Below are 21,418 nucleotides of genomic sequence, written 5' to 3'. Positions count from 1 at the left end.
CAAAACGCCAACCCGAAGGTTGGCGTTCTGTTATCAGCGGTCAGCGTTTAGCGCGGTACAACCGGCTTACGCGCAGGCTTGGGCCCTTTGCCTTTGGCCGCGTCCTTGCGATCCTTGGCCGCCTGCTGGTTGCGGGCGAATGCCGCCGCCTTGGCCTGTTCACGCTTGTCCCACGGATTGCCGCCATCGCTGGCACGCGGTGGCAGGCCGGTGTGCTGGGTCAGGATCTTGGTGGTCTTTTCCCCTGCAACCTTGTGGCTGCCGGCCGGTGTCGAGTTCTTGCGACGGGCGCTCTGGTAGCTGTCGGTCGCCGGTTGATGCAGCGGGATCAACTGGTTCTTGCCCGGCCCGATCAGGTCGGCGCGGCCCATGCGGGTCAGCGCTTCACGCAGCATCGGCCAGCCTTTCGGGTCGTGATAACGCAAGAACGCCTTGTGCAGGCGACGCTGCTCTTCGCTCTTGACGATGGTCACGGCGTCACTCTTGTAAGTGACTTTGCGCAGCGGGTTCTTGCCCGAATGGTACATCGCGGTGGCGGTGGCCATCGGCGACGGGTAGAACGCCTGCACCTGGTCGGCGCGGAAGCCGTTGCCCTTGAGCCACAGGGCCAGGTTCATCATGTCTTCATCGGTGGTGCCCGGGTGAGCGGCGATGAAGTATGGAATCAGGTACTGCTCTTTCCCGGCTTCCTTGGAGTACTTCTCGAACATGCGCTTGAACTTGTCATAGCTGCCGATGCCCGGTTTCATCATCTGGTTGAGCGGACCTTCCTCGGTGTGTTCCGGGGCAATCTTCAGGTAACCACCGACGTGGTGAGTCACCAGCTCTTTGACGTATTCCGGCGACTCGACCGCGAGGTCATAGCGCAGGCCGGACGCGATCAGGATCTTCTTCACACCCGGCAAGGCACGGGCACTGCGATAGAGCTGGATCAGCGACGAGTGATCGGTGTTCAGGTTCGGGCAGATGCCCGGGAACACGCACGACGGCTTGCGGCACGCGGATTCGATTTCCGGGCTCTTGCAGGCAATGCGGTACATGTTCGCGGTCGGGCCGCCGAGGTCGGAAATGACGCCGGTGAAACCTGGGACCTTGTCGCGGATCTCTTCGATTTCGCGAATGATCGACTCTTCGGAACGGTTCTGGATGATCCGGCCTTCGTGCTCGGTGATCGAGCAGAACGTGCAGCCACCGAAGCAGCCACGCATGATGTTCACCGAGAAGCGGATCATGTCGTAGGCCGGGATTTTTTCCTTGCCATACGCCGGGTGCGGAATGCGCGCATAGGGCATGCCGAACACGTAGTCCATTTCTTCAGTGGTCATCGGAATCGGCGGCGGGTTGAACCAGACGTCGACTTCGCCATGCTTCTGCACCAGCGCGCGGGCGTTGCCCGGATTGGTTTCCAGGTGAAGCACGCGGTTGGCGTGAGCGTACAGAACCGCGTCGCCACGGACTTTCTCAACCGAGGGCAGACGAATCACGGTTTTGTCGCGGGTCATTTTCGGGCTGGCCAGGATCTGCACGACCTTTGCTTCTTCCGGATCTTCAACCGGGCCTTTTTCCTGCTCGATGGCGCAAGCCTGGGTGTCCTGGGTGTTCACGTACGGGTTGATGATCTTGTCGACCTTGCCCGGACGGTCGATGCGCGTGGAGTCGACTTCGTACCAGTCTTTCGGCGTGTCACGACGAATGAACGCGGTGCCGCGCACGTCGGTGATGTCTTCGATCTTGTGACCGTACGACAGACGCTGGGCGACTTCGACGATCGCACGCTCGGCGTTGCCGTAGAGCAGGATGTCGGCGCAGGCGTCGATCAGGATCGAGTTGCGCACCCGGTCCTGCCAGTAATCGTAGTGGGCGATGCGGCGCAGGGAAGCTTCGATGCCACCAAGCACGATTGGCACGTGATTGTAGGCTTCCTTGCAGCGCTGGCTGTAAACCAGGCTCGCGCGGTCCGGACGTTTGCCCGCCAGGCCACCGGGGGTGTAGGCGTCGTCGGAACGGATTTTCTTGTCGGCAGTGTAGCGGTTGATCATCGAATCCATGTTGCCGGCCGCGACGCCGAAAAACAGGTTCGGCTCGCCGAGCTTCATGAAGTCGTCTTTGGACTGCCAGTTTGGCTGGGCAATGATCCCGACGCGAAAGCCTTGCGACTCCAGCAGCCGGCCGATGATTGCCATGCCGAACGACGGATGGTCAACGTAGGCATCACCGGTGACGATGATGATGTCGCATGAATCCCAGCCAAGCTGATCCATCTCCTCCCTGCTCATCGGCAGGAATGGCGCTGGACCGAAACATTCGGCCCAGTACTTGGGATAGTCAAATAACGGCTTGGCTGTTTGCATGACGATGACCGGTGTTGAGATGAAAAATCGCGGGCGCGGAATATAGCACAAAAAATAACCAATTCCGACGGCTATGGTCGGAAATTGCGACTAACCCTTGTGGGAGCGGGCTTGCTCGCGAAAGCGATGTGTCAGTTGACAGTGATGTTGTCTGACACGGCGCCTTCGCGAGCAAGCCCGCTCCCACAGGGTTATTCGTCGTCGAAGTTATAGCTGCCCGGCGCGAGGTTTTCGAAGCGGGTGTACTTGCCGATGAACGCCAGCCGCGACGTGCCGATCGGGCCGTTTCGCTGCTTGCCGATGATGATCTCGGCGATGCCTTTATGCTCCGTCTCCGGGTGGTACACCTCATCCCGGTACACGAACATGATCACGTCAGCATCCTGCTCGATCGCTCCGGATTCCCGGAGGTCGGAGTTGATCGGGCGCTTGTTCGGGCGCTGCTCCAGGGAGCGGTTGAGCTGGGACAACGCCACCACCGGGCAGTTGAATTCCTTGGCCAGTGCTTTCAAGGAACGGGAGATTTCGGAAATCTCGTTGGTCCGATTGTCGCCGCCCGACCCCGGGATCTGCATCAATTGCAGGTAGTCGATCATGATCAAGGCAACATCGCCGTGCTCACGCACCAGACGCCGGGTCCGCGCACGCATTTCTGACGGGCTGATACCGGCCGTATCGTCGATGAACAGCTTGCGATCATTCAGCAGATTGACCGCCGACGTCAGGCGCGGCCAATCGTCGTCGTCCAGGCGACCGGCACGGACCTTGGTCTGGTCGATACGGCCCAGGGACGACAACATACGCATGATCAGCGATTCGCCTGGCATCTCGAGCGAGTAAACCAAAACGCACTTGTCACTGCGCAACACGGCGTTTTCCACCAGGTTCATCGCAAAGGTGGTTTTACCCATGGACGGACGGCCGGCGACGATGATCAGGTCAGACGGTTGCAGGCCGCTGGTCATCCCGTCGAGGTCGGTGTAGCCGGTGGACAGGCCGGTGATGGCGTTGTCGGTGTTGAACAAGGTGTCGATGCGGTCGATGGCCTTGGTTAGCAGGTCATTCACGCTCACCGGGCCGCCGGTTTTTGGCCGGGCCTCGGCGATCTGGAAGATCTGCCGTTCGGCTTCGTCGAGAATCTCTTCCGCCGTGCGCCCTTCCGGGTTGAAGGCACTGTCGGCGATTTCGGAAGCAATGCCGATCAGCTGTCGCAAGGTCGCCCGCGCACGGACGATCTGCGCATAGGCTTTGATGTTGGCGACGGACGGCGTGTTTTTCGCCAGTTCACCCAGGTAACCGAGGCCACCGACCTGCGAGGTCTGACCTTCCTTGTCCAATTGCTCGGCAAGGGTCACGACGTCGATGGGGGAGTTCTGGTCGGCGAGCTTGGCGATCGCACGGAAGATCAGACGGTGGTCATGCCGATAGAAATCGCCGTCCGACACTTGATCCAACACGCGTTCCCAGGCGTTGTTGTCCAGCATCAAACCACCGAGCACGGCCTGTTCGGCCTCGATGGAATGCGGCGGCACCTTCAGGGCAGCGGTTTGCAGATCGTATTGCTCAGGAGCGGAGATATCGTTCATGGCCACTTGGAATTAGGAATTTCAGAAAAACAAAAGGCACGACCTGTAAACAGGATCGTGCCCGATGTTAACCGTCTGACGGGCAAGCCGCCAGCCGATCAAGTGCTGCTTAAGCTGCTACCACGACAACGCGTACAGTGGCTTCAACTTCGGCGTGCAGGTGCACGGCTACGTCGAATTCACCTACGTTGCGGATGGTGCCGTTCGGCAGACGAACTTCGCTTTTTGCCACTTCAACGCCAGAGGCGGTCAGTGCATCAGCGATGTCGTGAGTACCGATCGAACCGAACAGCTTGCCTTCGTCACCAGCGGTGGCAGTGATAGTCACTTCCAGCTCAGCCAGTTGGGCGGCACGGCTTTCAGCCGAAGTTTTACGGTCTGCTGCGGCTTTTTCCAGCTCAGCGCGACGCTCTTCGAACGCAGCCAGGTTGGCAGCGGTCGCAGCGGTAGCTTTGCCGTAAGGCAGCAGGTAGTTACGACCGTAACCAGCCTTAACGTTTACTTTGTCACCCAGGTTGCCCAGGTTGGTGACTTTTTCCAGAAGGATCAGTTGCATGTGAAAATCCTCTTAACTTTTAACCTTCACCGTTCGCGCTATCGGCATCTTTCGGTGCCGAACGACCGCGAAAATCAATCAGGCTGTCGACGATGGCCAAGACCACCAGCAACGGATAGATCAGCTGCATGAACAGCAACAGCGTGACGTACAACCCCACCAGCCAGAACCTGGCCAGTCGCTTTTGCGCCACCAGCCCGTGAATCAGGGCCAGCCCGGCGAACACCAGCGGTACGCTGCACAACGGCGTCAACATGGCCATCTGTGGACCGATATTCGGCCCCAGAAGCATGAACGCCAGCAGCAACATCGCTGGTAAAAGCGGGAATCGGATGGCGCGAAACTCGCGACCAAAACCACCCGGGTTGTACAACAACGCCTGCCAGTAGCGCCCGACAATCAGGCTCAGCACACTGACGATTTGCAACAAGGCCGCAATCAGGCCGGTCAGGACCGGTGCAATCAGGGACGCAAAATGCGCTTGCTCGTCTACCGACAACTTCTGGTAGACATCACCGAGTAGCGACGGCATGACTTTTATCAAAGCCTGCGCCAGCATCTCGATTTGGGGAGCAAAAACTGTCCCCAGCACCACTGCAAACACCACTCCCATCGCTATGCTGACCAGCAGCACGCGGTTCCAGGACTCGCTTGCGCGCAAAACCAACGCAAGGCTCGAAGACCCCAGCAGCACCAGAAGTGCCCGTGGGTCATCGGAGTAAAGCCACCAGATCAACGCCGGCAGCAGTCCCAGAGCAAGTACGCCAATGGCGTCCTTCAATCCGCGCCGCAGGAGCACGAGGCATCCAGCGGCAGCACCCAACCAATACAACAACGGCAATATTGCGCATCCAGCCACTACCAGAGTGGCCTGCATACGGCCGCGCATGATGAACTCAGCTAAGGCGCGCATGCATTCAATCCTTTGCTACGTGTCGACTGCCCGGTCTCAGCGGCCGTGGCTGTCGGTGTAGGCCAGCAGGGCCAGGAAGCGGGCGCGCTTGATAGCGGTGGCCAGCTGACGCTGATAACGAGCTTTGGTACCGGTGATGCGGCTTGGAACGATTTTGCCGGTCTCGGATACGTAGGCTTTCAGAGTGTTGAGATCTTTGTAATCGATCTCTTTCACGTCTTCAGCGGTGAAGCGGCAGAATTTACGACGACGGAAGAAACGTGCCATTTGATAGGCTCCTTAAAAGGTCCGTGGATTACTCGTCAGCGTTATCGCTGTTGTCGCTGTCATCACTATCAGCGCTATCAGCGCCTTCGTGCTCAGGACGGTCGCGACGCTCACGGCGCTCACTGCGGTTTTCTTCAGCCTTGAGCATCTCGGATTGGCCGGTAACGGCTTCTTCGCGACGGATGACCAGGTTACGGATCACTGCATCGTTGTAGCGGAAGTTGTCTTCCAGCTCGGCCAGGGCCTTGCCAGTGCACTCAACGTTCAGCATCACGTAGTGAGCCTTGTGAACATTGTTGATTGCGTAGGCCAGTTGACGACGGCCCCAATCTTCCAGACGGTGGATTTTGCCGCCGTCTTCTTCGATCAGCTTGGTGTAACGCTCTACCATGCCGCCGACTTGCTCGCTTTGATCCGGGTGGACCAAAAAGATGATTTCGTAATGACGCATGAATGCTCCTTACGGGTTGTAGCCTGCCGTTCAAAAACGGTCAGACAAGGAGTGAATGACACTTATGGACTTGCTTGCGATAGACACATCAGTGCCTGCCGTCACAGCAAGGGGCGCAATTGTAGAGAAGGGACAGGAGAGGTGCAAGGCAATTGGTGATTATTTGAACAACCACCCGCGCCCCCATATCTGTAAGAGCCGGCTTGCTGGCGATCCAGGCGACGCGGTGTCAGATGAACCGCGGCGCCTGGATCGCCAGCAAGCCGGCTCCTATAGGGGAGTGTCAGGCTTTTTTGGTGGCGGCCTTTACGCTGCGCTGGCGCTGGGCTTCAAACAGGCAAACGCCGGTCGCCACGGACACGTTGAGGCTGCTGACGCTGCCAGTCATCGGCAGATGTACCAGGTAGTCGCAAAGATCGCGAGTCAGGCGACGCATGCCACTGCCTTCCGCACCCATGATCAGGATGGTCGGGCCGGTCATGTCTTGCTGATACAGACTCTGCTCAGCCTCGCCCGCCGTACCGACAACCCACAAGCCACGCTGCTTGAGTTTTTCCAGAGTGCGCGCCAGGTTGGTCACGGCGACCAACGGAATCACTTCCGCCGCACCACAAGCCACCTTCCGTACCGTCGGGGTCAGGGTGGCTGACTTGTCCTTCGGTACGATCACCGCCAGCGCACCGGCCGCATCGGCCGAACGCAGGCAAGCGCCAAGGTTGTGCGGATCGGTCACGCCGTCGAGCACCAGCAACAGTGGTGCGCCTTCGGTGCGATCGAGCAATTCGTCGAGCATCGCCTCGCCCCAGACCTGGCTCGGGCTCACATCCGCCACGACGCCTTGGTGCACGCCCTCAACCCAGGCATCCAGCTCACGGCGCTCAGCCTGGCCGACGGCCACGCGATTTTCCGCAGCCAGGGCGATCAGTGTCTGAACCCGAGGATCACTGCGGCCTTCAGCCAGCCAGATCTGCTTGACGCGTTTCGGGTGGTGACGCAGCAACGCTTCTACAGCGTGCACGCCGTAGATCTTTTCCAAATGACTCATGACTTGGCCTTAGGTTTACGCGCCCCGCCGCTTTTGGCTGGGGCCGAACCCGCTTTCGGCGGGCCTTTACGGTGTTTGCTTGGCTTGCTGCCGGGGGCCTTGTCAGGCGCCGACCGTCCGGTCTTTCCCCCAGACGCCGCTTTACCGCCGCTTTTCGCTTCAGACAGCAACGCCTGTTTCAATTCACGGCTTTTACGCAGTTCGGCATTTTTCGCCGCGGCATCGCTTGGGCGATAGGCCTCGACTGCCTTTTCCTTGGCAGGACGACGACCGGTTTTAGCCGGGGCCGGTTCTGCTGCGGTTTTGGCCGTTGTCTTGGCGGCCGGTTCGGTCTTTTCGGTCCCGCGCTTCTTGCGGCCGATCGGCGCGCTGATGGTTTTTTCAGCCATCTCGAAGTCGATCTTGCGTTCGTCGAGGTCAACGCGCATCACGCGCACTTCAACGGTGTCGCCAAGGCGGAAGCTGCGACCGGTACGCTCACCGGCGAGGCGGTGGTGCACAGGGTCGAAGTGGTAGTAATCACCCGGCAGCGCAGTGACGTGCACCAGGCCTTCGACGTAGATGTCGGTCAGCTCGACGAACAGACCAAAACCGGTCACGGCGGTAATCACACCCGGGAACGACTCGCCCACACGGTCTTTCATGAACTCGCACTTGAGCCAGTTCACCACGTCGCGAGTGGCTTCGTCGGCACGGCGCTCGCTCATCGAGCATTGCTCGCCGAGCTGCTCCAGCGCCGCTTCGTCGTATGGATAGATGCGCGCTTTCGGGATGGTCATCGCGCCGGCACGACGAACGTGCGGCGTGTCCTGCTTGGAATGGATGACGCTGCGGATCGCCCGGTGCGTGAGCAAGTCCGGGTAACGGCGGATCGGCGAGGTGAAGTGGGTATAGGCTTCGTAATTCAGGCCGAAGTGGCCCTGGTTATCAGCGCTGTACACCGCTTGGCTCAACGAACGCAGCATGACGGTCTGGATCAGGTGGAAATCCGGACGATCCTTGATGCTGGCCAGCAAGGCCTGGTAATCCTTCGGCGACGGGCCGTCCTTGCCTTTGTGCAGGGACAGGCCGAGCTCGCCAAGGAAGGCGCGCAGTTTTTCCAGACGCTCCGGTGGCGGGCCGTTGTGAACGCGATACAGCGCAGGGATTTCGTGCTTTTTCAGGAATTCAGCGGTGGCCACGTTGGCCGCCAGCATGCATTCCTCGATCAGCTTGTGCGCATCGTTGCGAACGGTCGGACGGATTTCGGCAATCTTGCGCTCGGTCCCGAAGATGATCCGGGTTTCTTGCGTTTCGAAATCGATCGCGCCACGCACGTGACGGGCGCCGAGCAGCACTTTGTACAGTGCGTAAAGCTGCTTGAGGTGTGGCAGAACGTCGGTGTACTCGCCGCGAAGCTGACGTGCTTCGGTGAGTTTCGGCGTTTCCAGCATCGCGCTGACTTTGTTGTAGGTCAGGCGAGCGTGGGAGTGAATGACCGCTTCGTAGAAGCAGTAGTCGGTCATCTCGCCGGTTTTGGAGATGGTCATCTCGCAAACCATGGCCAGGCGATCGACGTGCGGGTTCAGCGAGCACAGGCCGTTGGAGAGCTGCTCCGGCAGCATCGGCACGACGCGCTCGGGGAAGTACACCGAGTTGCCGCGAACCTGGGATTCGTTGTCCAGGGCCGAACCAATCTTCACGTAGCTGGAGACGTCGGCGATCGCCACGTACAACTTCCAGCCGCCGGAGAACAGTCGCAGCTTGCCCGGCTTGGCTTCGCAGTAAACGGCGTCATCGAAATCGCGCGCGTCTTCACCGTCGATGGTCACGAACGGCAGATGACGCAGGTCGACGCGCTTCTCTTTGTCTTTCTCTTCGACTTCAGGCTTGAGCTTGGCGGCTTCTTTCAAGACCGCTTCAGGCCAGACGTGCGGGATATCGTACGCGCGCAGGGCGACATCGATTTCCATGCCCGGCGCCATGTAGTTGCCCACGACTTCGACCACGTCGCCTTGCGGCTGGAAGCGTGGCGTCGGCCAGTGGGTGATCTTCACTTCCACGAACTGACCAATCTGCGCGTTGGCGTTACGACCCGGGGTGACCAGCACTTCTTGCTGGATCTTCGGATTGTCCGCCACCACGAAGCCGATACCGCCTTCTTCGAAGTAGCGACCGACGATGGTCTCGTGGGCACGGGACACCACTTCGACGATCATGCCTTCGCGGCGACCGCGACGGTCGAGGCCGGACACACGGGCCAGGGCACGGTCACCATCGAACACCAGACGCATTTGCGCCGGGCTCATGAACAGGTCGTCGCTGCCGTCGTCCGGGACCAGGAAGCCGAAGCCGTCACGGTGACCGCTGATGCGGCCGAGGATCAGGTCGAGCTTGTCCACCGGCGCATAGGTGCCGCGACGGGTATAGATGAGTTGAGCATCGCGCTCCATGGCGCGCAGGCGACGACGCAGGGCTTCGATCTGGTCTTCTGTGGTCAGACCAAACTCTTCCACCAACTGCTCGCGGTTAGCAGGCGAACCCCGATCAGCAAGGTGCTGAAGGATCAGTTCGCGGCTAGGAATAGGGTTGTCATATTTTTCCGCTTCACGAGCGGCCTCGGGATCGAGGGACTGCCAATCGGCCATTAGAGAGTTTTCACCTTGTCTATATGCGGGTTAGTTTGGCATAGGCGTAATGAAACGGGAAATTTCAGACTGCGACAGCCCATCTAAAGCCTTATATCGACAGCGCAAAGCTGATTTAAATGCCGTCGGTAAAATTTTCCAGGTTTTTTTGATGCCAGGGGTTTACAGTTAAAAAGACGCTCCGTATAGTGCGCGCCATCGACGACGCACTAGCGTTGCCGATACTGCCCAGATGGTGAAATTGGTAGACACGCCAGCTTCAGGTGCTGGTGACCGCAAGGTCGTGGAAGTTCGAGTCTTCTTCTGGGCACCAATTCAAATTCAAGTTCACAATCTTGAATTTCACAGAAACCCGCGAAAGCGGGTTTTTGCGTTTCTGGCGTTCAGAAAATCAAAGCCACACACCCTACCCGCAAACTCATGGAACCTGTAGCAGCTGCTCTAGCAAGGCCTCACCCGAACCGCAAGGCGCACTTGAGAAACAATATCGTTTATCATTGTTTCAAGTTTTTGCAATGCGACAGAGAGGAACCCTGCGAATGATGTTTCGAAATACCCTGCGCCGAGGCCTGACCTTCACCCTGCTCGGCCTGGCTCTCGCCACTCCCCTCACCCAGGCTGCTGATCCAGTTTCCCTGACCCTCTACAACGGCCAACACAAGGAAGTCGGCGACGCCATCGCCAAAGCCTTCCAGGCCAAGACCGGCATTCACGTCAACGTGCGCAAAGGCAGCAGTAACCAGCTCGCCAGCCAGGTCGTCGAAGAAGGCGAACGCTCCCCTGCCGATGTGATCTACACCGAAGAATCGCCACCGCTGAACAAGCTCGGCGAACAAGGCCTACTGGCCCAGACCGACGCCGCCACCCTTGCCGTTCTGCCAAAAGACTACGTCGCGGGCAATGGCACCTGGATCGGCATTACCGCCCGGGTCCGTGTGGTCGCCTTCAACCCGAAACTGATCGATGAAAAAGACCTGCCCAAGTCGGTGATGGAATTCTCCGATCCGAAATGGCAAGGCAAGGTCGGTTTCGTACCCACCAGCGGCGCGTTCCAGGAACAGGCCGTGGCAATCATCAAAGTCCACGGCATGGATGCGGCCGAAGAATGGCTGACCGGCCTGCGCGCGTTTGGCAAAACTTACAGCAACAACATGGTGGCGCTGAAGGCGGTGGAAAACGGTGAAGTCGCCACCGTATTGGTGAACAACTATTACTGGTTCGCCTTGCAGCGCGAAAAAGGCCAGCTCGATTCGAAACTGCATTACTTCACCGGCGGCGATGTCGGCGGGCTGATCACCGTTTCCAGCGCTGCCGTGTTGAAATCCAGCAAACATCCAAAAGAAGCCCAGCAATTCCTTGCCTACATGGCCAGCGAAGAAGGTCAGCGCGTGATCACTCAGACCACCGCCGAATACCCGCTGCACAAAGGCATGGCATCGGATCGCGGTCTCAAGCCGTTCAGCGAACTGGAGGCACCGAAAGTCACCCCGGCCGACCTCGGCAATGCCGAAGAAGCCCTGGACCTGGAACGTGACGTTGGCCTGAACTGATGAGCGCATCGTTATCCGCCCCCGCCTCGCGCGGGGGTTACGTGCCACGGCGCAAGCGGCCGTCGATCTGGCTGCTGCTGCCGGTTTTGCTGCTGGTGGTGCTCAGCCTTTTACCGCTGGTGTATGTCGGACTCAAGACCTGGCAGGCCGGCTGGGCCGAGGCGCTGCATTTGCTGTGGCGGCCTTATGTGTTCGGGCTGCTGCGCAATACGTTGGCGCTGATGATCGGTGTGACGGTTGCTTGCGGCGTGATCGGCTTATCCCTTGCCTGGCTGCTGGAACGCAGCAATCTGCCGGGACGGCGTTTGTGGGGCGTGATCCTGTGCTTGCCGTTCGCCGTGCCGGCGTTCGTCAGCAGTTTTACCTGGGTATCCCTGAGCGCGCATTTCGAAGGCTTGGGCGGGGCGATCCTGGTGATGACCCTGTCGAAGTACCCGCTGATCTTTCTGCCCGTCGCAGCGACCCTGCGCAATCTCGATCCCTCCCTGGAAGAATCTGCCCGCACCCTGGGACAGAATCGCTGGGGCGTATTCTTCAGGATTACCCTCCCCCTGCTGTGGCCATCCCTGCTTGCCGGCTCGCTGTTGATTGCCCTGCACATGCTGGTGGAGTTCGGCGCCCTGTCGATCATCGGCCTGCAAACCTTTACCACCGCGATCTATCAGCAGTTCGAACTGGAATTCAGCAACGCCAACGCGGCGATGCTGTCGGCGGTGCTTCTGGCGCTTTGCCTGGTGTTGTTGTGGCTTGAGTTGCGAGTACGCGGCAAAGGCCGGCACGTGCGCACCGGCCAAGGCGCAGCGCGGCAGGCAGAACAGGTTCGACTGGGGCCGTGGACGGTCGCTGGACAGGTTTACTGCCTGGTATTGGCGATCATCGGCAGCGGCATTCCGCTGGGGATGCTGGCGTACTGGCTGGCGGTAGGTTCGTCGGCGGCATTCCCGGTGGCCGCGATCAGTGAGGCGCTGCTGTCGTCCTTGGCGTTGTCGCTGGGTGGCGCCGCGTTGTGCCTGGTGCTGGCGGTACCGGTGGGACTGCTGGTGGTGCGTCATAAAGGCCGGCTCGCGATCTGGGCCGAGCGCTTGCCGTATCTGTTGCACGCACTGCCAGGCTTGGTGATTGCGCTGACGCTGGTGTATTTCGCCCTGCACTACGTGCCGGTGCTGTACCAGACTTCGGCACTGCTGCTGATCGCTTATGCGTTGCTGTTTTTGCCCTTGGCGCAGGCGCCGATTCGCACGGCGCTGAACAAGGCGGCGCCGCAACTGGAAGAGGCGGCACGCACGCTGGGGGCGTCGTCTTTCAGTGCGTTTTGTCGGGTGACGCTGCCGATCATTTTCCCGGCGCTGGGGGCGGCGTTTGCGTTGGTATTTCTGGATGCGATGAAGGAACTGACGGCGACGTTGCTGTTGAGTCCGACCGGGCTCAATACGCTGGCGACGGAGGTTTGGGCACATACCGCGAATGTGGAGTTTGCGGCGGCGGCGCCTTATGCGGCGTTGTTGATTCTGGTGTCGGGGTTGCCGGTCTATCTTCTTACGACGCGGATGTATCTGAGTCGCTGAAGCCGCTATTGCGGGCAAGCCCGCTCCCACAATGTTCTTCAGTGAACACACAATGTGTGTGCGACAGAAATCCCTGTGGGAGCGGGCTTGCCCGCGATAGCGTCAGCCCGATCAATACAAATTTAAGCCCGGAACTGCCCCAGGCTCGCCTTCAGTTGCGCCGCCAACCCATCCAGCACCTTGCCGCTGGCCGTGGTTTCGACCACTGCCTGAGCCGCTTTCTCAGCCTGTGCATGAATGGTCTCGACCCGACCCCGCACGGCCTGCGCACCTTGCGCCTGATGCGCCGCTGCTTGCGTCGCCAGCCCAATCGCCGCATGCACCTGCTCGACCGATGCCTGCACCGACTGCTGCAGCCTTGCGCTGTCACGCAATACCAGCAAACCTTCATTGGCCTGACGCCCGGCCTGGCCGATCGCTGCCACCGCTTCACGCGCACCTTGCTGCAAGGCCACGATGTGCGCCTGGATGTCGCCGGTGGAACTTTGGGTCTTGCTCGCCAACGCCCGGACTTCGTCCGCCACCACCGCAAAGCCACGACCGGTTTCGCCGGCACGCGCCGCTTCGATGGCGGCGTTCAGTGCCAGCAGGTTGGTTTGCTCGGCGATCCCGTGAATAACGGTCAGCACCACTTCAATCTGCTCACTCTGTTGCGCCAGACGCTCGATGACTTTCGCCCCGGTATCGACCTGCCCGGCCAACGCCTCGATCAGGCTGCCGACCTTGGCCGAAGTCCGAGTGTTTTCATCGGTGGCAGAACGAATGTCCACCACTTGCTGCAGCGCAGCCTGCATGGCGTGGCTTTCCGATTGGGCTTCATCCGCCATTTGCGACAACGCCCGCAGACTCTCGGCCACTTCATCTCGCTGCATGCCCGCCGCCGCATCGGCTCCGGCATTGCGCAGTGTCATGGCGCCGATTTCCACACCGGTGCGCTGGGCCACATCGCCGGCTTCGCGCACGATCGGCTGCAACTTATCCACAAAGCGATTGACCGCCGAGGCCATGTCGCCAATTTCGTCCTTGCTGTTGATCTGCACGCGCTTGGTCAGATCGCCCTCGCCCGCTGCCAGGTCATCCATGGCGGCGATGAGCATTTTCAAGCGATTGACCACGCGACGGCCCAGCACCACCGCGAGCAACAGCAGCACACCGCAACCGACCAGCGCCAGGAACATCCCGATGCGCCAGCGCAATGTCGACGCCGCTTCCTGCACAGTGCTGGTGGTGTTGGCTTTCATTTCAGAAGCCGTGGCCTGCGCAGACGTCAGGCGCGCACGCATCGCCGTGGCACTGTCGGCGGCTGCGCCTTTGAGGCTGTCGCCAACCAGTTGATCACCGCTGGCAATCAGCGCCGCAAAACGTTTATCCAGGGCCGCCAGATCGGTTTCCACCGACGCGGTCGAGACGCCCATCAAGACCTTGCCGATTTCTACGCCATTCGGGTTGATCGAGGCTTCGAGGTAGTAGACCGACGGATCGTTCTTCGCCGCGTCCAGCACCTTGTCCAGCGCACGCTCGCCCTGGCCCTTCTCCAGCAGCGCCTTGTTGATCGGATTTTCGCGGTTGAGGTAGCGCGTCAGGTGCTGACCCGTCGCGTCGTCATACACCACGAACAACACGTTGGGATTGCGCTGGGCCCGACGGGCAAATTCGGACAGGGTTGGAACGTCGCTGTCCCACATGGCACGTGGGGCGACCGAGGCCAGCAGTTGTGCCATGTCGTTGGCCGAATCCTTGAGATCCTTTTCCAACGTTGCACGCAATTGCACCTGCTCGTCTTTCAATCGCGTAGACAAGCCGGCAGTGAGTCGCTGACGGGTGCTGGTGGAGAGATTGTCCAGGCTCGACGTGACTTCACGCCCGGCCTGCTCGAGTTCGCCAGACAGTTTTTGACTGTCCGCCCCAAGACGCACGCCGAGATCGGCTTCAAGCGCAGTCACTGTGCTCCGAGTCAGGGCAACAGCCACCAGCACCTGCACCAAAAGGGCGATACCAAGGGTAACGAACACTGGCCGCAACAAACGGCTTTGTAACAATGAGAGAACGGCCGACACTTGGAATCCCTCTGCTTTGGCGCCATTAAATTGATGGCGCGCTGGAAGCGATGCTTTTATTCAACATCACAGCAAAGGTCATGCCGTCCGGCAGGCACAAACGACAAAGGGTCCAATCAAGGACCCTTTGCTTTCTACATCAACGACTTATTAAGCGAACGGGTGACGCAAAACGATGGTTTCGTTGCGGTCCGGGCCCGTCGAAATAATGTCAATCGGCGCACCGACCAACTCTTCGACGCGCTTGATGTAGTTGCGAGCAGCTTGCGGCAGCTCTTCCAGCGTCTTGGCACCGACGGTGGATTCGGTCCAGCCTGGCATCTCTTCGTACACCGGCTCCAGGCCGATGTAGCTGTCGGCGTCAGTCGGTGCGTCGATCACTGCACCATCCTGGTTCTTGTAGCCAACACAGATGTTGATGGTTTCCAGACCGTCCAGCACGTCCAGCTTGGTCAGGCACAGGCCCGAGATGCTGTTGACGTCGATAGCGCGACGCAGGATGACGGCATCGAACCAGCCGCAACGACGGGCACGGCCGGTGGTAGCGCCGAACTCGTGGCCGCGCTTGGCCAGGAATGCACCAACATCGTCGAACAGCTCAGTCGGGAACGGACCCGAACCGACGCGAGTGGTGTACGCCTTGGTGATGCCCAGGATGTAATCCAGGTACATCGGGCCAAAACCCGAACCGGTAGCGATGCCGCCCGCGGTGGTGTTGGAGCTGGTGACGTACGGGTAGGTACCGTGGTCGATGTCCAGCAGGGAGCCTTGGGCGCCTTCGAACATGATGTCTTTGCCAGCGCGACGCAGTTCGTGCAGCTCGGCGGTGACGTCGAGCATCATCGGCTTCAGCAGCTCGGCGTATTCCATGCACTCGTCGAGAGTCTTCTGGAAGTCGATGGCCGGTTCTTTGTAGTAATTGACCAGCACGAAGTTGTGGTAATCCAGCAACTCGCCCAGCTTGGCGGCGAAACGCTCACGGTGGAACAAGTCACCGATGCGCAGACCGCGACGTGCAACCTTGTCTTCGTAAGCCGGGCCGATGCCGCGACCGGTGGTACCGATCTTCAGCTCGCCACGGGCCTTTTCACGGGCCTGGTCCAGCGCTACGTGGTAGGACAGGATCAGCGGGCAGGACGGGCTGATACGCAGGCGCTCACGCACCGGTACGCCTTTCTCTTCCAACTTGATGATTTCCCGCAGCAGAGCGTCGGGTGCAACCACCACACCGTTGCCGATCAGGCACTGCACGCCTTCGCGCAATACGCCCGACGGAATCAGGTGCAAGACGGTTTTTTCGCCGTCGATCACCAAGGTGTGACCCGCGTTGTGGCCACCCTGATAGCGCACTACGGCGGCAGCATGTTCGGTCAGCAGATCAACGATCTTGCCTTTGCCCTCATCACCCCATTGGGTGCCCAGGACTACGACATTCTTACCCATAACACTTGTCCTCATTCGCGCAAACTTGGTGCCGGCCGCAGCCGACAGGAAAACTCAAGAAGCCAGTGGCGATACTTGCCAAAGCCCGTTCTGCTGAATCAATTGCCGGTCGCAGTCCGCTTCACGGGCGGCGGCCAAAGGTTGTCCAGGCAACGCCTGAACGACACGCTGACCCTCACTGCGCAACTGGCAAACCTGCTGCCAGAGTGCCGCATCCGTACTGTCAGGCATCCAGATACCGCCAGACGGTAGCTCGATCTCAGCACGCCCCAGGGTCACCAGGGTTTTCAAATCGGTGGAGAAGCCGGTTGCCGGACGCGCGCGACCGAAGTCGGCGCCGATGTCGTCGTAACGACCGCCCTGGGCAATGGACTGGCCAACGCCCGGTACGAACACCGCGAACACCACACCGGTGTGGTAGTGGTAGCCACGCAACTCGCCCAGGTCGAAGTAAAGCGGCAGTTCCGGGAAACGCGTGGACAGACGCTCGGCAATCGCCAGCAAATCGTCCAGCGCCGCCAGAACCGGCGTCGGCGCATGCGCAAGACGCTCGCGGGCAGCGCTCAATACTTCACGGCCGCCACACAGATCGACCAACGCACGCAGCATGCCCGACAGATCGGCAGGCAAGCCTTCGGTCAAAGTAATGACCTCGTCGATGGCCTTGCGTTGCAATGCATCGAACAACTGTTGTTCAACTTCACCGGACAGACCGGCCGCACGGGCCAGGCCGCGGTAGATGCCGACATGACCGAGGTCCATGTGCACATCCGGCACATCGGCCAGTTGCAGCATGGCCAGCATCAGGCTGATGACTTCCACGTCGCTGCTCGGGCTGGCATCGCCGTACAACTCGGCGCCCAGCTGGATCGGGCTGCGTGAGGACGACAGGGCGCGCGGCTGGGCATGCAGCACGCTGCCGGCATAGCACAGACGGCTCGGGCCTTCGCGACGCAGGGTGTGCGCATCGATGCGCGCCACTTGCGGCGTGATGTCGGCACGGAAACCCATCTGCCGGCCCGATTGCGGGTCGATGACCTTGAAGGTACGCAGATCGAGGTCTGAGCCCGCGCCGGTCAGCAGGGATTCCAGGTACTCGATATGGGGAGTCACGACAAACTCGTAACCCCAGCTCTGGAACAGATCCAACACCTGACGACGCGCGACTTCAATGCGCGCCGCCTCTGGTGGCAGTACTTCTTCGATGCCATCTGGCAGCAGCCAGCGGTCTACCGTTGCCATTACGCCATTCCCCTATGATCCGGGCGGCCAGCCGTTGGGCGAGCCTTGAGTGAAGCAGAAAATGATCGGCTTATGTGCAAACCACGCGCATAAACAACGTGGCGAAAAGCCTGAAACCGGCTTCGCCAACCACTTTCCTCGAAAAACCTGTCGAGTCATTCAACTCGGGCGCCCGCTTAAAAACAGCAATCAAACGTGCAGACGCAAAAAAGCCGGGAATTTCCCGGCTGCCGCATCATACACACGTTTTCCCAAAGGATCACCCCGCCCGAGGCTTTAGCCGCCAGGCGGGGGATGATTCAGGTCAACGTCGTATCAAGGCTTGGCTTTTTCCAGGTAACGGAAGAAGTCGCTGCTTGGGTCCAGGACCATGACGTCGGATTTGTTCGCGAAGCTTTCACGGTAGGCGCGCAGGCTACGGTAGAAACCGTAGAACTCCTGATCCTGGCCGTAGGCCTTGGAGTAGATCGCAGCAGCCTGGGCATCACCGTCACCGCGAACCTCTTCAGATTCACGATAGGCTTCAGCCAGCAGCACGCGGCGTTGACGATCGGCGTCGGCACGGATGCCTTCTGCCAGCTCGTTACCCTTGGCGCGGTGCTCGCGAGCTTCACGCTCACGCTCGGAGCTCATACGCTCGAACACACTGCGGTTCACTTCTTTCGGCAGATCGATGGCCTTGACCCGGACATCGACCACTTCGATACCCAGCTCTTTTTCCGCCATCTTGTTCAGCGAGGCGGTGATGTCGGACATCAGCGCATCACGTTCACCGGAAACCACTTCGTGCAGCGTGCGCTTACCGAACTGGTCACGCAGGCCCGATTCCAGACGACGGGACAGACGCTCGTCGGCAATCTGCTTGAGGCCGGAGGTTGCGGTGTAGTAACGCTCAGCGTCCTTCACGCGCCACTTGGCGTAGGCATCGACCATCACGGCTTTCTTTTCCAGCGTCAGGAAGCGTTGCGTCGGTGCATCCAGCGTCATCAGGCGTGCGTCGAATTTGCGCACCTGGTTAACGTAAGGCACTTTCACATGCAGGCCCGGCTGAACATCGGCCTGGACCACACGACCGAACTGCAGCAGCACCGCACGCTCGGTCTGAGCCACGATGTAGAAGCAGTTCCAGGCAGCGATGGCCACGACGACGCCGACAATAAGGGCGATCAGCGATTTATTGCTCATCAGCGACTCTCCCTGGTACGTGCTTGCTGTTGCTGCAGATCAGCTGCCGCACGCGCATTCGCTTCATTGCTGGTGGCTGCCGCACCGGTCACCGGAGTGCTGGTGTTGCGACCACTTTCGACCATCTTGTCCAGCGGCAAGTACAGCAGATTGCTCTGGCCATTCTTGTTGCCGGTCACGAGCACCTTGCTGGTGTTGGTGAAGACTTCCTGCATGGTGTCCAGGTACAGACGCTCACGGGTCACTTCAGGGGCCTTGCGGTACTCGCTCACCAGTTTGGTGAAGCGATCAGCCTCACCCTTGGCGCGCGAGACGGTTTCGTCACGGTAGCCGTTGGCATCCTCGAGAATACGCTGGGCCTGACCACGGGCTTCCGGCACGACGCCGTTGGCGTAGGTTTCAGCCTGGTTGCGCGAACGCTGCTCGTCTTCACGGGCACGGATCACGTCATCGAAGGCTTCCTGCACTTCACGCGGTGCCGCTGCGCTCTGTACGTTGACCTGAGTGACGGTAATACCGGTGCGATAGGTATCCATGAAGCGTTGCAGACGCTCCTTGATCTCGCTGGCCATCAACTCACGACCTTCGGTCAGCACCTGGTCCATCGCGGTGGAACCCACCACATGGCGCAAGGCACTTTCGGTCGCGTGCTGCAGGCTGATTTCCGGCTGATCGACGCTCAGCACGAAGTCCTGCAGGTTGCTGATCTTGTACTGCACGGTCAGCGGCACTTCGACGATGTTCTCGTCTTCAGTGAGCATTTGACCCTGCTTGGTATAGGCACGCTCACGCGTGACGTTTTCCAGGTACTTGCGATCGATCGGCGGGAAATAGATGTTCAGGCCCGGTCCGACGGTTTCGTAGTACTTGCCGAAGCGCAGCACCACGGCTTGCTCCTGCTCGTCGACTACGTAGACCGCGCTGTACAGCCACACGGCCGCCAACACGACCAGGCCGATGCCGAGCAGGCCGCCGAAGCCGCCACTCTTGCCCGAACCACCGCCGTCATCACCGCGTTTCTTACCACCACCGAACAACCCGTTCAGGCTTTCCTGCAGCTTTCGGAAGGCCTCGTCGAGATCCGGTGGTCCCTTGCGGTCGCCGTTATTGCGGCGCTTGCCACCCCAAGGATCCTGATTATTCGAGTTGCCACCCGGCTCATTCCAAGCCATAGCGCTCTCCATCTGATAAAGCAAAGACGCACCCACGGCGCGCCGACCAATGCTACAGAATGCCTGTCACCACGGCACAACCGCTTTCTCAGGCTTTTATTGCAAAGTGTGTTGCTCGATGAACTCCGTCGGCACTACGCCTTCACGGCTGACCAGCCGATTGAGCTCCGAACGCGGCAATCGAACGGCCAGCAAGCTGACACCTTCTTCGTCGTGTTCTTCTTTCTGCACCGCTCCGAGTTCGAAGAATTGCGCACGCAGTCGAGCGAATCGCTGCGGTAAGCGCAAGGTACCGATAAACAACTCACTGCCGAGCAACTCGGCAATGGCTTGCTCAAGCAATTCCAGACCAGTGCCATCACGCGCCGACAGCCAGACCCGCTGGGGCTTGCCGTTTTCGTCGCGCTGAATTTGTGGCTCAACGCCTTCAAGCAAATCGAGTTTGTTATAGACCTCGAGGATCGGCAAGTCCTGGGCACCAATCTCGCCCAACACCACCATCACCTGCTCGATCTGCAACATGCGATCCGGTTCGGCCGCATCGATCACGTGCAACAGCAGGTCCGAGTTGCTCGACTCTTCGAGGGTAGACCGAAATGCCTCGACCAGCTTGTGGGGCAAGTGGCGAATGAAACCCACCGTGTCTGCCAGGACAATCGGCCCCAGGTCGTCCAGTTCCAGACGGCGCAAGGTCGGGTCCAGCGTGGCAAACAACTGGTCAGCCGCGTACACGTCGGATTTCGTCACATTATTGAAGAGCGTGGATTTACCGGCGTTGGTATACCCCACCAAAGACACGGTAGGGATATCCGCACGCATACGGCCACGTCGCGACTGTTCGCGCTGGCTGCGCACTTTCTCCAGCCGGCCCTTGATCTGTCGCAGGCGAACCCGCAGCAAACGGCGGTCGGTCTCAAGCTGGGTTTCACCCGGGCCACGCATGCCGATACCGCCACCTTGACGCTCAAGGTGAGTCCAGCCACGAACCAGCCGGGTGCTCATGTGGTCAAGCTGGGCCAGTTCTACCTGGAGCTTGCCTTCATGGGTACGGGCGCGCTGGGCGAAAATATCGAGAATCAGACCGGTGCGGTCGATCACGCGACACTCGAAAACACGTTCGAGGTTACGTTCCTGACTGGGCGTGAGGATGTGATTGAAGATCACCAGATCTGCCTTCTCGGCATGGACCAGGTCGCGAAGTTCCTCGACCTTGCCGCTGCCAATCAGGAATTTGGCGGTTGGCCGATGACGCGGCACGTTAAAAAACGCAACGGTCTCGGCGCCGGCCGAATTAGCCAACTCCTGAAACTCCTGCGGATCTTCGCGCGCCTCAGGGTCCTGTCCATCCAAGTGAACGAGGATCACTCGCTCACCACCACCGTGGCGCTCAAAGAACAAAGGAGACTCC

At 59.9% G+C, this 21,418-nt stretch carries 16 protein-coding genes and 1 tRNA gene; 3 read left to right on the top strand and 14 right to left on the bottom strand.

The genetic code is table 11. The annotated features are described in order from the left end of the window. Positions 1–47: 47 nt before the first annotated feature. From K0F88_RS01960 to rnr, 8 genes are all read right to left on the bottom strand, one after another. Positions 48–2,351, bottom strand: a complete 2,304-nt coding sequence (locus tag K0F88_RS01960) for a YgiQ family radical SAM protein (RefSeq protein ID WP_219093640.1) — start codon at positions 2,349–2,351, stop codon at positions 48–50. Positions 2,352–2,542: 191 nt separating this feature from the next. Then, complete coding sequence (gene dnaB / locus K0F88_RS01955; protein WP_045061826.1) at positions 2,543–3,937, bottom strand: replicative DNA helicase; 1,395 nt, start codon at positions 3,935–3,937, stop codon at positions 2,543–2,545. A 109-nt stretch (positions 3,938–4,046) separates the two neighbouring features. Then, a complete protein-coding gene (rplI, locus tag K0F88_RS01950) occupies positions 4,047–4,493 on the bottom strand; it encodes a 50S ribosomal protein L9 (protein WP_003197251.1) in 447 nt (148 codons plus the stop codon). A gap of 19 nt (positions 4,494–4,512) precedes the next feature. Continuing rightward, positions 4,513–5,406 carry a hypothetical protein gene (locus K0F88_RS01945; protein ID WP_219093637.1) on the bottom strand — a complete coding sequence of 298 codons (894 nt, stop codon included), beginning with the start codon at positions 5,404–5,406 and terminating at the stop codon, positions 4,513–4,515. Between the two features lie 36 nt (positions 5,407–5,442). Further along, entirely contained in the window at positions 5,443–5,673 is a 231-nt protein-coding gene (gene rpsR, locus K0F88_RS01940) for a 30S ribosomal protein S18 (RefSeq protein WP_002551829.1), read from the bottom strand. Positions 5,674–5,701: 28 nt separating this feature from the next. Further along, entirely contained in the window at positions 5,702–6,124 is a 423-nt protein-coding gene (gene rpsF, locus K0F88_RS01935; protein ID WP_003236224.1) for a 30S ribosomal protein S6, read from the bottom strand. 283 nt (positions 6,125–6,407) lie between these two features. Further along, the gene (gene rlmB / locus K0F88_RS01930) at positions 6,408–7,169 is read right to left on the bottom strand and encodes a 23S rRNA (guanosine(2251)-2'-O)-methyltransferase RlmB (protein ID WP_219093634.1); all 762 of its coding nucleotides are present in this window, start codon (positions 7,167–7,169) and stop codon (positions 6,408–6,410) included. Then, positions 7,166–9,796: a ribonuclease R gene (gene rnr / locus K0F88_RS01925; RefSeq protein WP_219093631.1), complete on the bottom strand. Its 2,631-nt coding sequence runs from the start codon at positions 9,794–9,796 to the stop codon at positions 7,166–7,168. Before rnr ends, rlmB begins: the two co-directional genes overlap by 4 nt. Before the next feature lie 226 nt (positions 9,797–10,022). Between rnr and K0F88_RS01920 the strand changes: the two genes are divergently transcribed. The 3 genes from K0F88_RS01920 to K0F88_RS01910 all read left to right on the top strand — a co-directional run bounded on the left by K0F88_RS01920 (position 10,023) and on the right by K0F88_RS01910 (position 12,911). Further along, positions 10,023–10,109, top strand: a tRNA-Leu gene (locus K0F88_RS01920). 226 nt (positions 10,110–10,335) lie between these two features. Beyond that, positions 10,336–11,346 carry an extracellular solute-binding protein gene (locus tag K0F88_RS01915; RefSeq protein WP_219093628.1) on the top strand — a complete coding sequence of 337 codons (1,011 nt, stop codon included), beginning with the start codon at positions 10,336–10,338 and terminating at the stop codon, positions 11,344–11,346. Beyond that, complete coding sequence (locus tag K0F88_RS01910) at positions 11,346–12,911, top strand: iron ABC transporter permease (protein ID WP_219093625.1); 1,566 nt, start codon at positions 11,346–11,348, stop codon at positions 12,909–12,911. The genes K0F88_RS01915 and K0F88_RS01910 overlap by 1 nt, the downstream gene beginning before the upstream one ends. 122 nt (positions 12,912–13,033) lie before the next feature. Here K0F88_RS01910 and K0F88_RS01905 read toward each other — a convergent pair whose 3' ends face one another. The 6 genes from K0F88_RS01905 to hflX all read right to left on the bottom strand — a co-directional run bounded on the left by K0F88_RS01905 (position 13,034) and on the right by hflX (position 21,408). Further along, positions 13,034–14,968 carry a methyl-accepting chemotaxis protein gene (locus K0F88_RS01905; RefSeq protein ID WP_219093623.1) on the bottom strand — a complete coding sequence of 645 codons (1,935 nt, stop codon included), beginning with the start codon at positions 14,966–14,968 and terminating at the stop codon, positions 13,034–13,036. Positions 14,969–15,118: 150 nt separating this feature from the next. After that, positions 15,119–16,411: an adenylosuccinate synthase gene (locus K0F88_RS01900; RefSeq protein ID WP_010464193.1), complete on the bottom strand. Its 1,293-nt coding sequence runs from the start codon at positions 16,409–16,411 to the stop codon at positions 15,119–15,121. Between the two features lie 54 nt (positions 16,412–16,465). Next, positions 16,466–17,653, bottom strand: a complete 1,188-nt coding sequence (locus K0F88_RS01895; protein ID WP_219093621.1) for an ATP phosphoribosyltransferase regulatory subunit — start codon at positions 17,651–17,653, stop codon at positions 16,466–16,468. Positions 17,654–17,968: 315 nt separating this feature from the next. Continuing rightward, positions 17,969–18,838: a protease modulator HflC gene (gene hflC / locus K0F88_RS01890; RefSeq protein ID WP_219093618.1), complete on the bottom strand. Its 870-nt coding sequence runs from the start codon at positions 18,836–18,838 to the stop codon at positions 17,969–17,971. Further along, positions 18,838–20,010, bottom strand: a complete 1,173-nt coding sequence (hflK, locus tag K0F88_RS01885; RefSeq protein WP_219093615.1) for an FtsH protease activity modulator HflK — start codon at positions 20,008–20,010, stop codon at positions 18,838–18,840. The genes hflC and hflK overlap by 1 nt, the downstream gene beginning before the upstream one ends. Before the next feature lie 96 nt (positions 20,011–20,106). Next, on the bottom strand, positions 20,107–21,408 hold the full coding sequence (gene hflX, locus K0F88_RS01880; RefSeq protein ID WP_219093612.1) for a ribosome rescue GTPase HflX: 1,302 nt from the start codon (positions 21,406–21,408) through the stop codon (positions 20,107–20,109). Positions 21,409–21,418 lie beyond the last annotated feature (10 nt).

Source organism: Pseudomonas sp. UMAB-40, assembly GCF_900095275.1.
Classification (GTDB): Bacteria; Pseudomonadota; Gammaproteobacteria; order Pseudomonadales; family Pseudomonadaceae; genus Aquipseudomonas; species Aquipseudomonas mandelii_B.
This window is presented reverse-complemented; position numbering and strand designations above follow the sequence as displayed.

Coding starts and splice junctions, on each gene's coding strand:
- K0F88_RS01960 (WP_219093640.1), bottom strand. CDS start 2,351: ATGCAAACAGCCAAGCCGTTATTTGACTATCCCAAGTACTGGGCCGAA.
- dnaB (WP_045061826.1), bottom strand. CDS start 3,937: ATGAACGATATCTCCGCTCCTGAGCAATACGATCTGCAAACCGCTGCC.
- rplI (WP_003197251.1), bottom strand. CDS start 4,493: ATGCAACTGATCCTTCTGGAAAAAGTCACCAACCTGGGCAACCTGGGT.
- K0F88_RS01945 (WP_219093637.1), bottom strand. CDS start 5,406: ATGCGCGCCTTAGCTGAGTTCATCATGCGCGGCCGTATGCAGGCCACT.
- rpsR (WP_002551829.1), bottom strand. CDS start 5,673: ATGGCACGTTTCTTCCGTCGTCGTAAATTCTGCCGCTTCACCGCTGAA.
- rpsF (WP_003236224.1), bottom strand. CDS start 6,124: ATGCGTCATTACGAAATCATCTTTTTGGTCCACCCGGATCAAAGCGAG.
- rlmB (WP_219093634.1), bottom strand. CDS start 7,169: ATGAGTCATTTGGAAAAGATCTACGGCGTGCACGCTGTAGAAGCGTTG.
- rnr (WP_219093631.1), bottom strand. CDS start 9,796: ATGGCCGATTGGCAGTCCCTCGATCCCGAGGCCGCTCGTGAAGCGGAA.
- K0F88_RS01915 (WP_219093628.1), top strand. CDS start 10,336: ATGATGTTTCGAAATACCCTGCGCCGAGGCCTGACCTTCACCCTGCTC.
- K0F88_RS01910 (WP_219093625.1), top strand. CDS start 11,346: ATGAGCGCATCGTTATCCGCCCCCGCCTCGCGCGGGGGTTACGTGCCA.
- K0F88_RS01900 (WP_010464193.1), bottom strand. CDS start 16,411: ATGGGTAAGAATGTCGTAGTCCTGGGCACCCAATGGGGTGATGAGGGC.
- K0F88_RS01895 (WP_219093621.1), bottom strand. CDS start 17,653: ATGGCAACGGTAGACCGCTGGCTGCTGCCAGATGGCATCGAAGAAGTA.
- hflC (WP_219093618.1), bottom strand. CDS start 18,838: ATGAGCAATAAATCGCTGATCGCCCTTATTGTCGGCGTCGTCGTGGCC.
- hflK (WP_219093615.1), bottom strand. CDS start 20,010: ATGGCTTGGAATGAGCCGGGTGGCAACTCGAATAATCAGGATCCTTGG.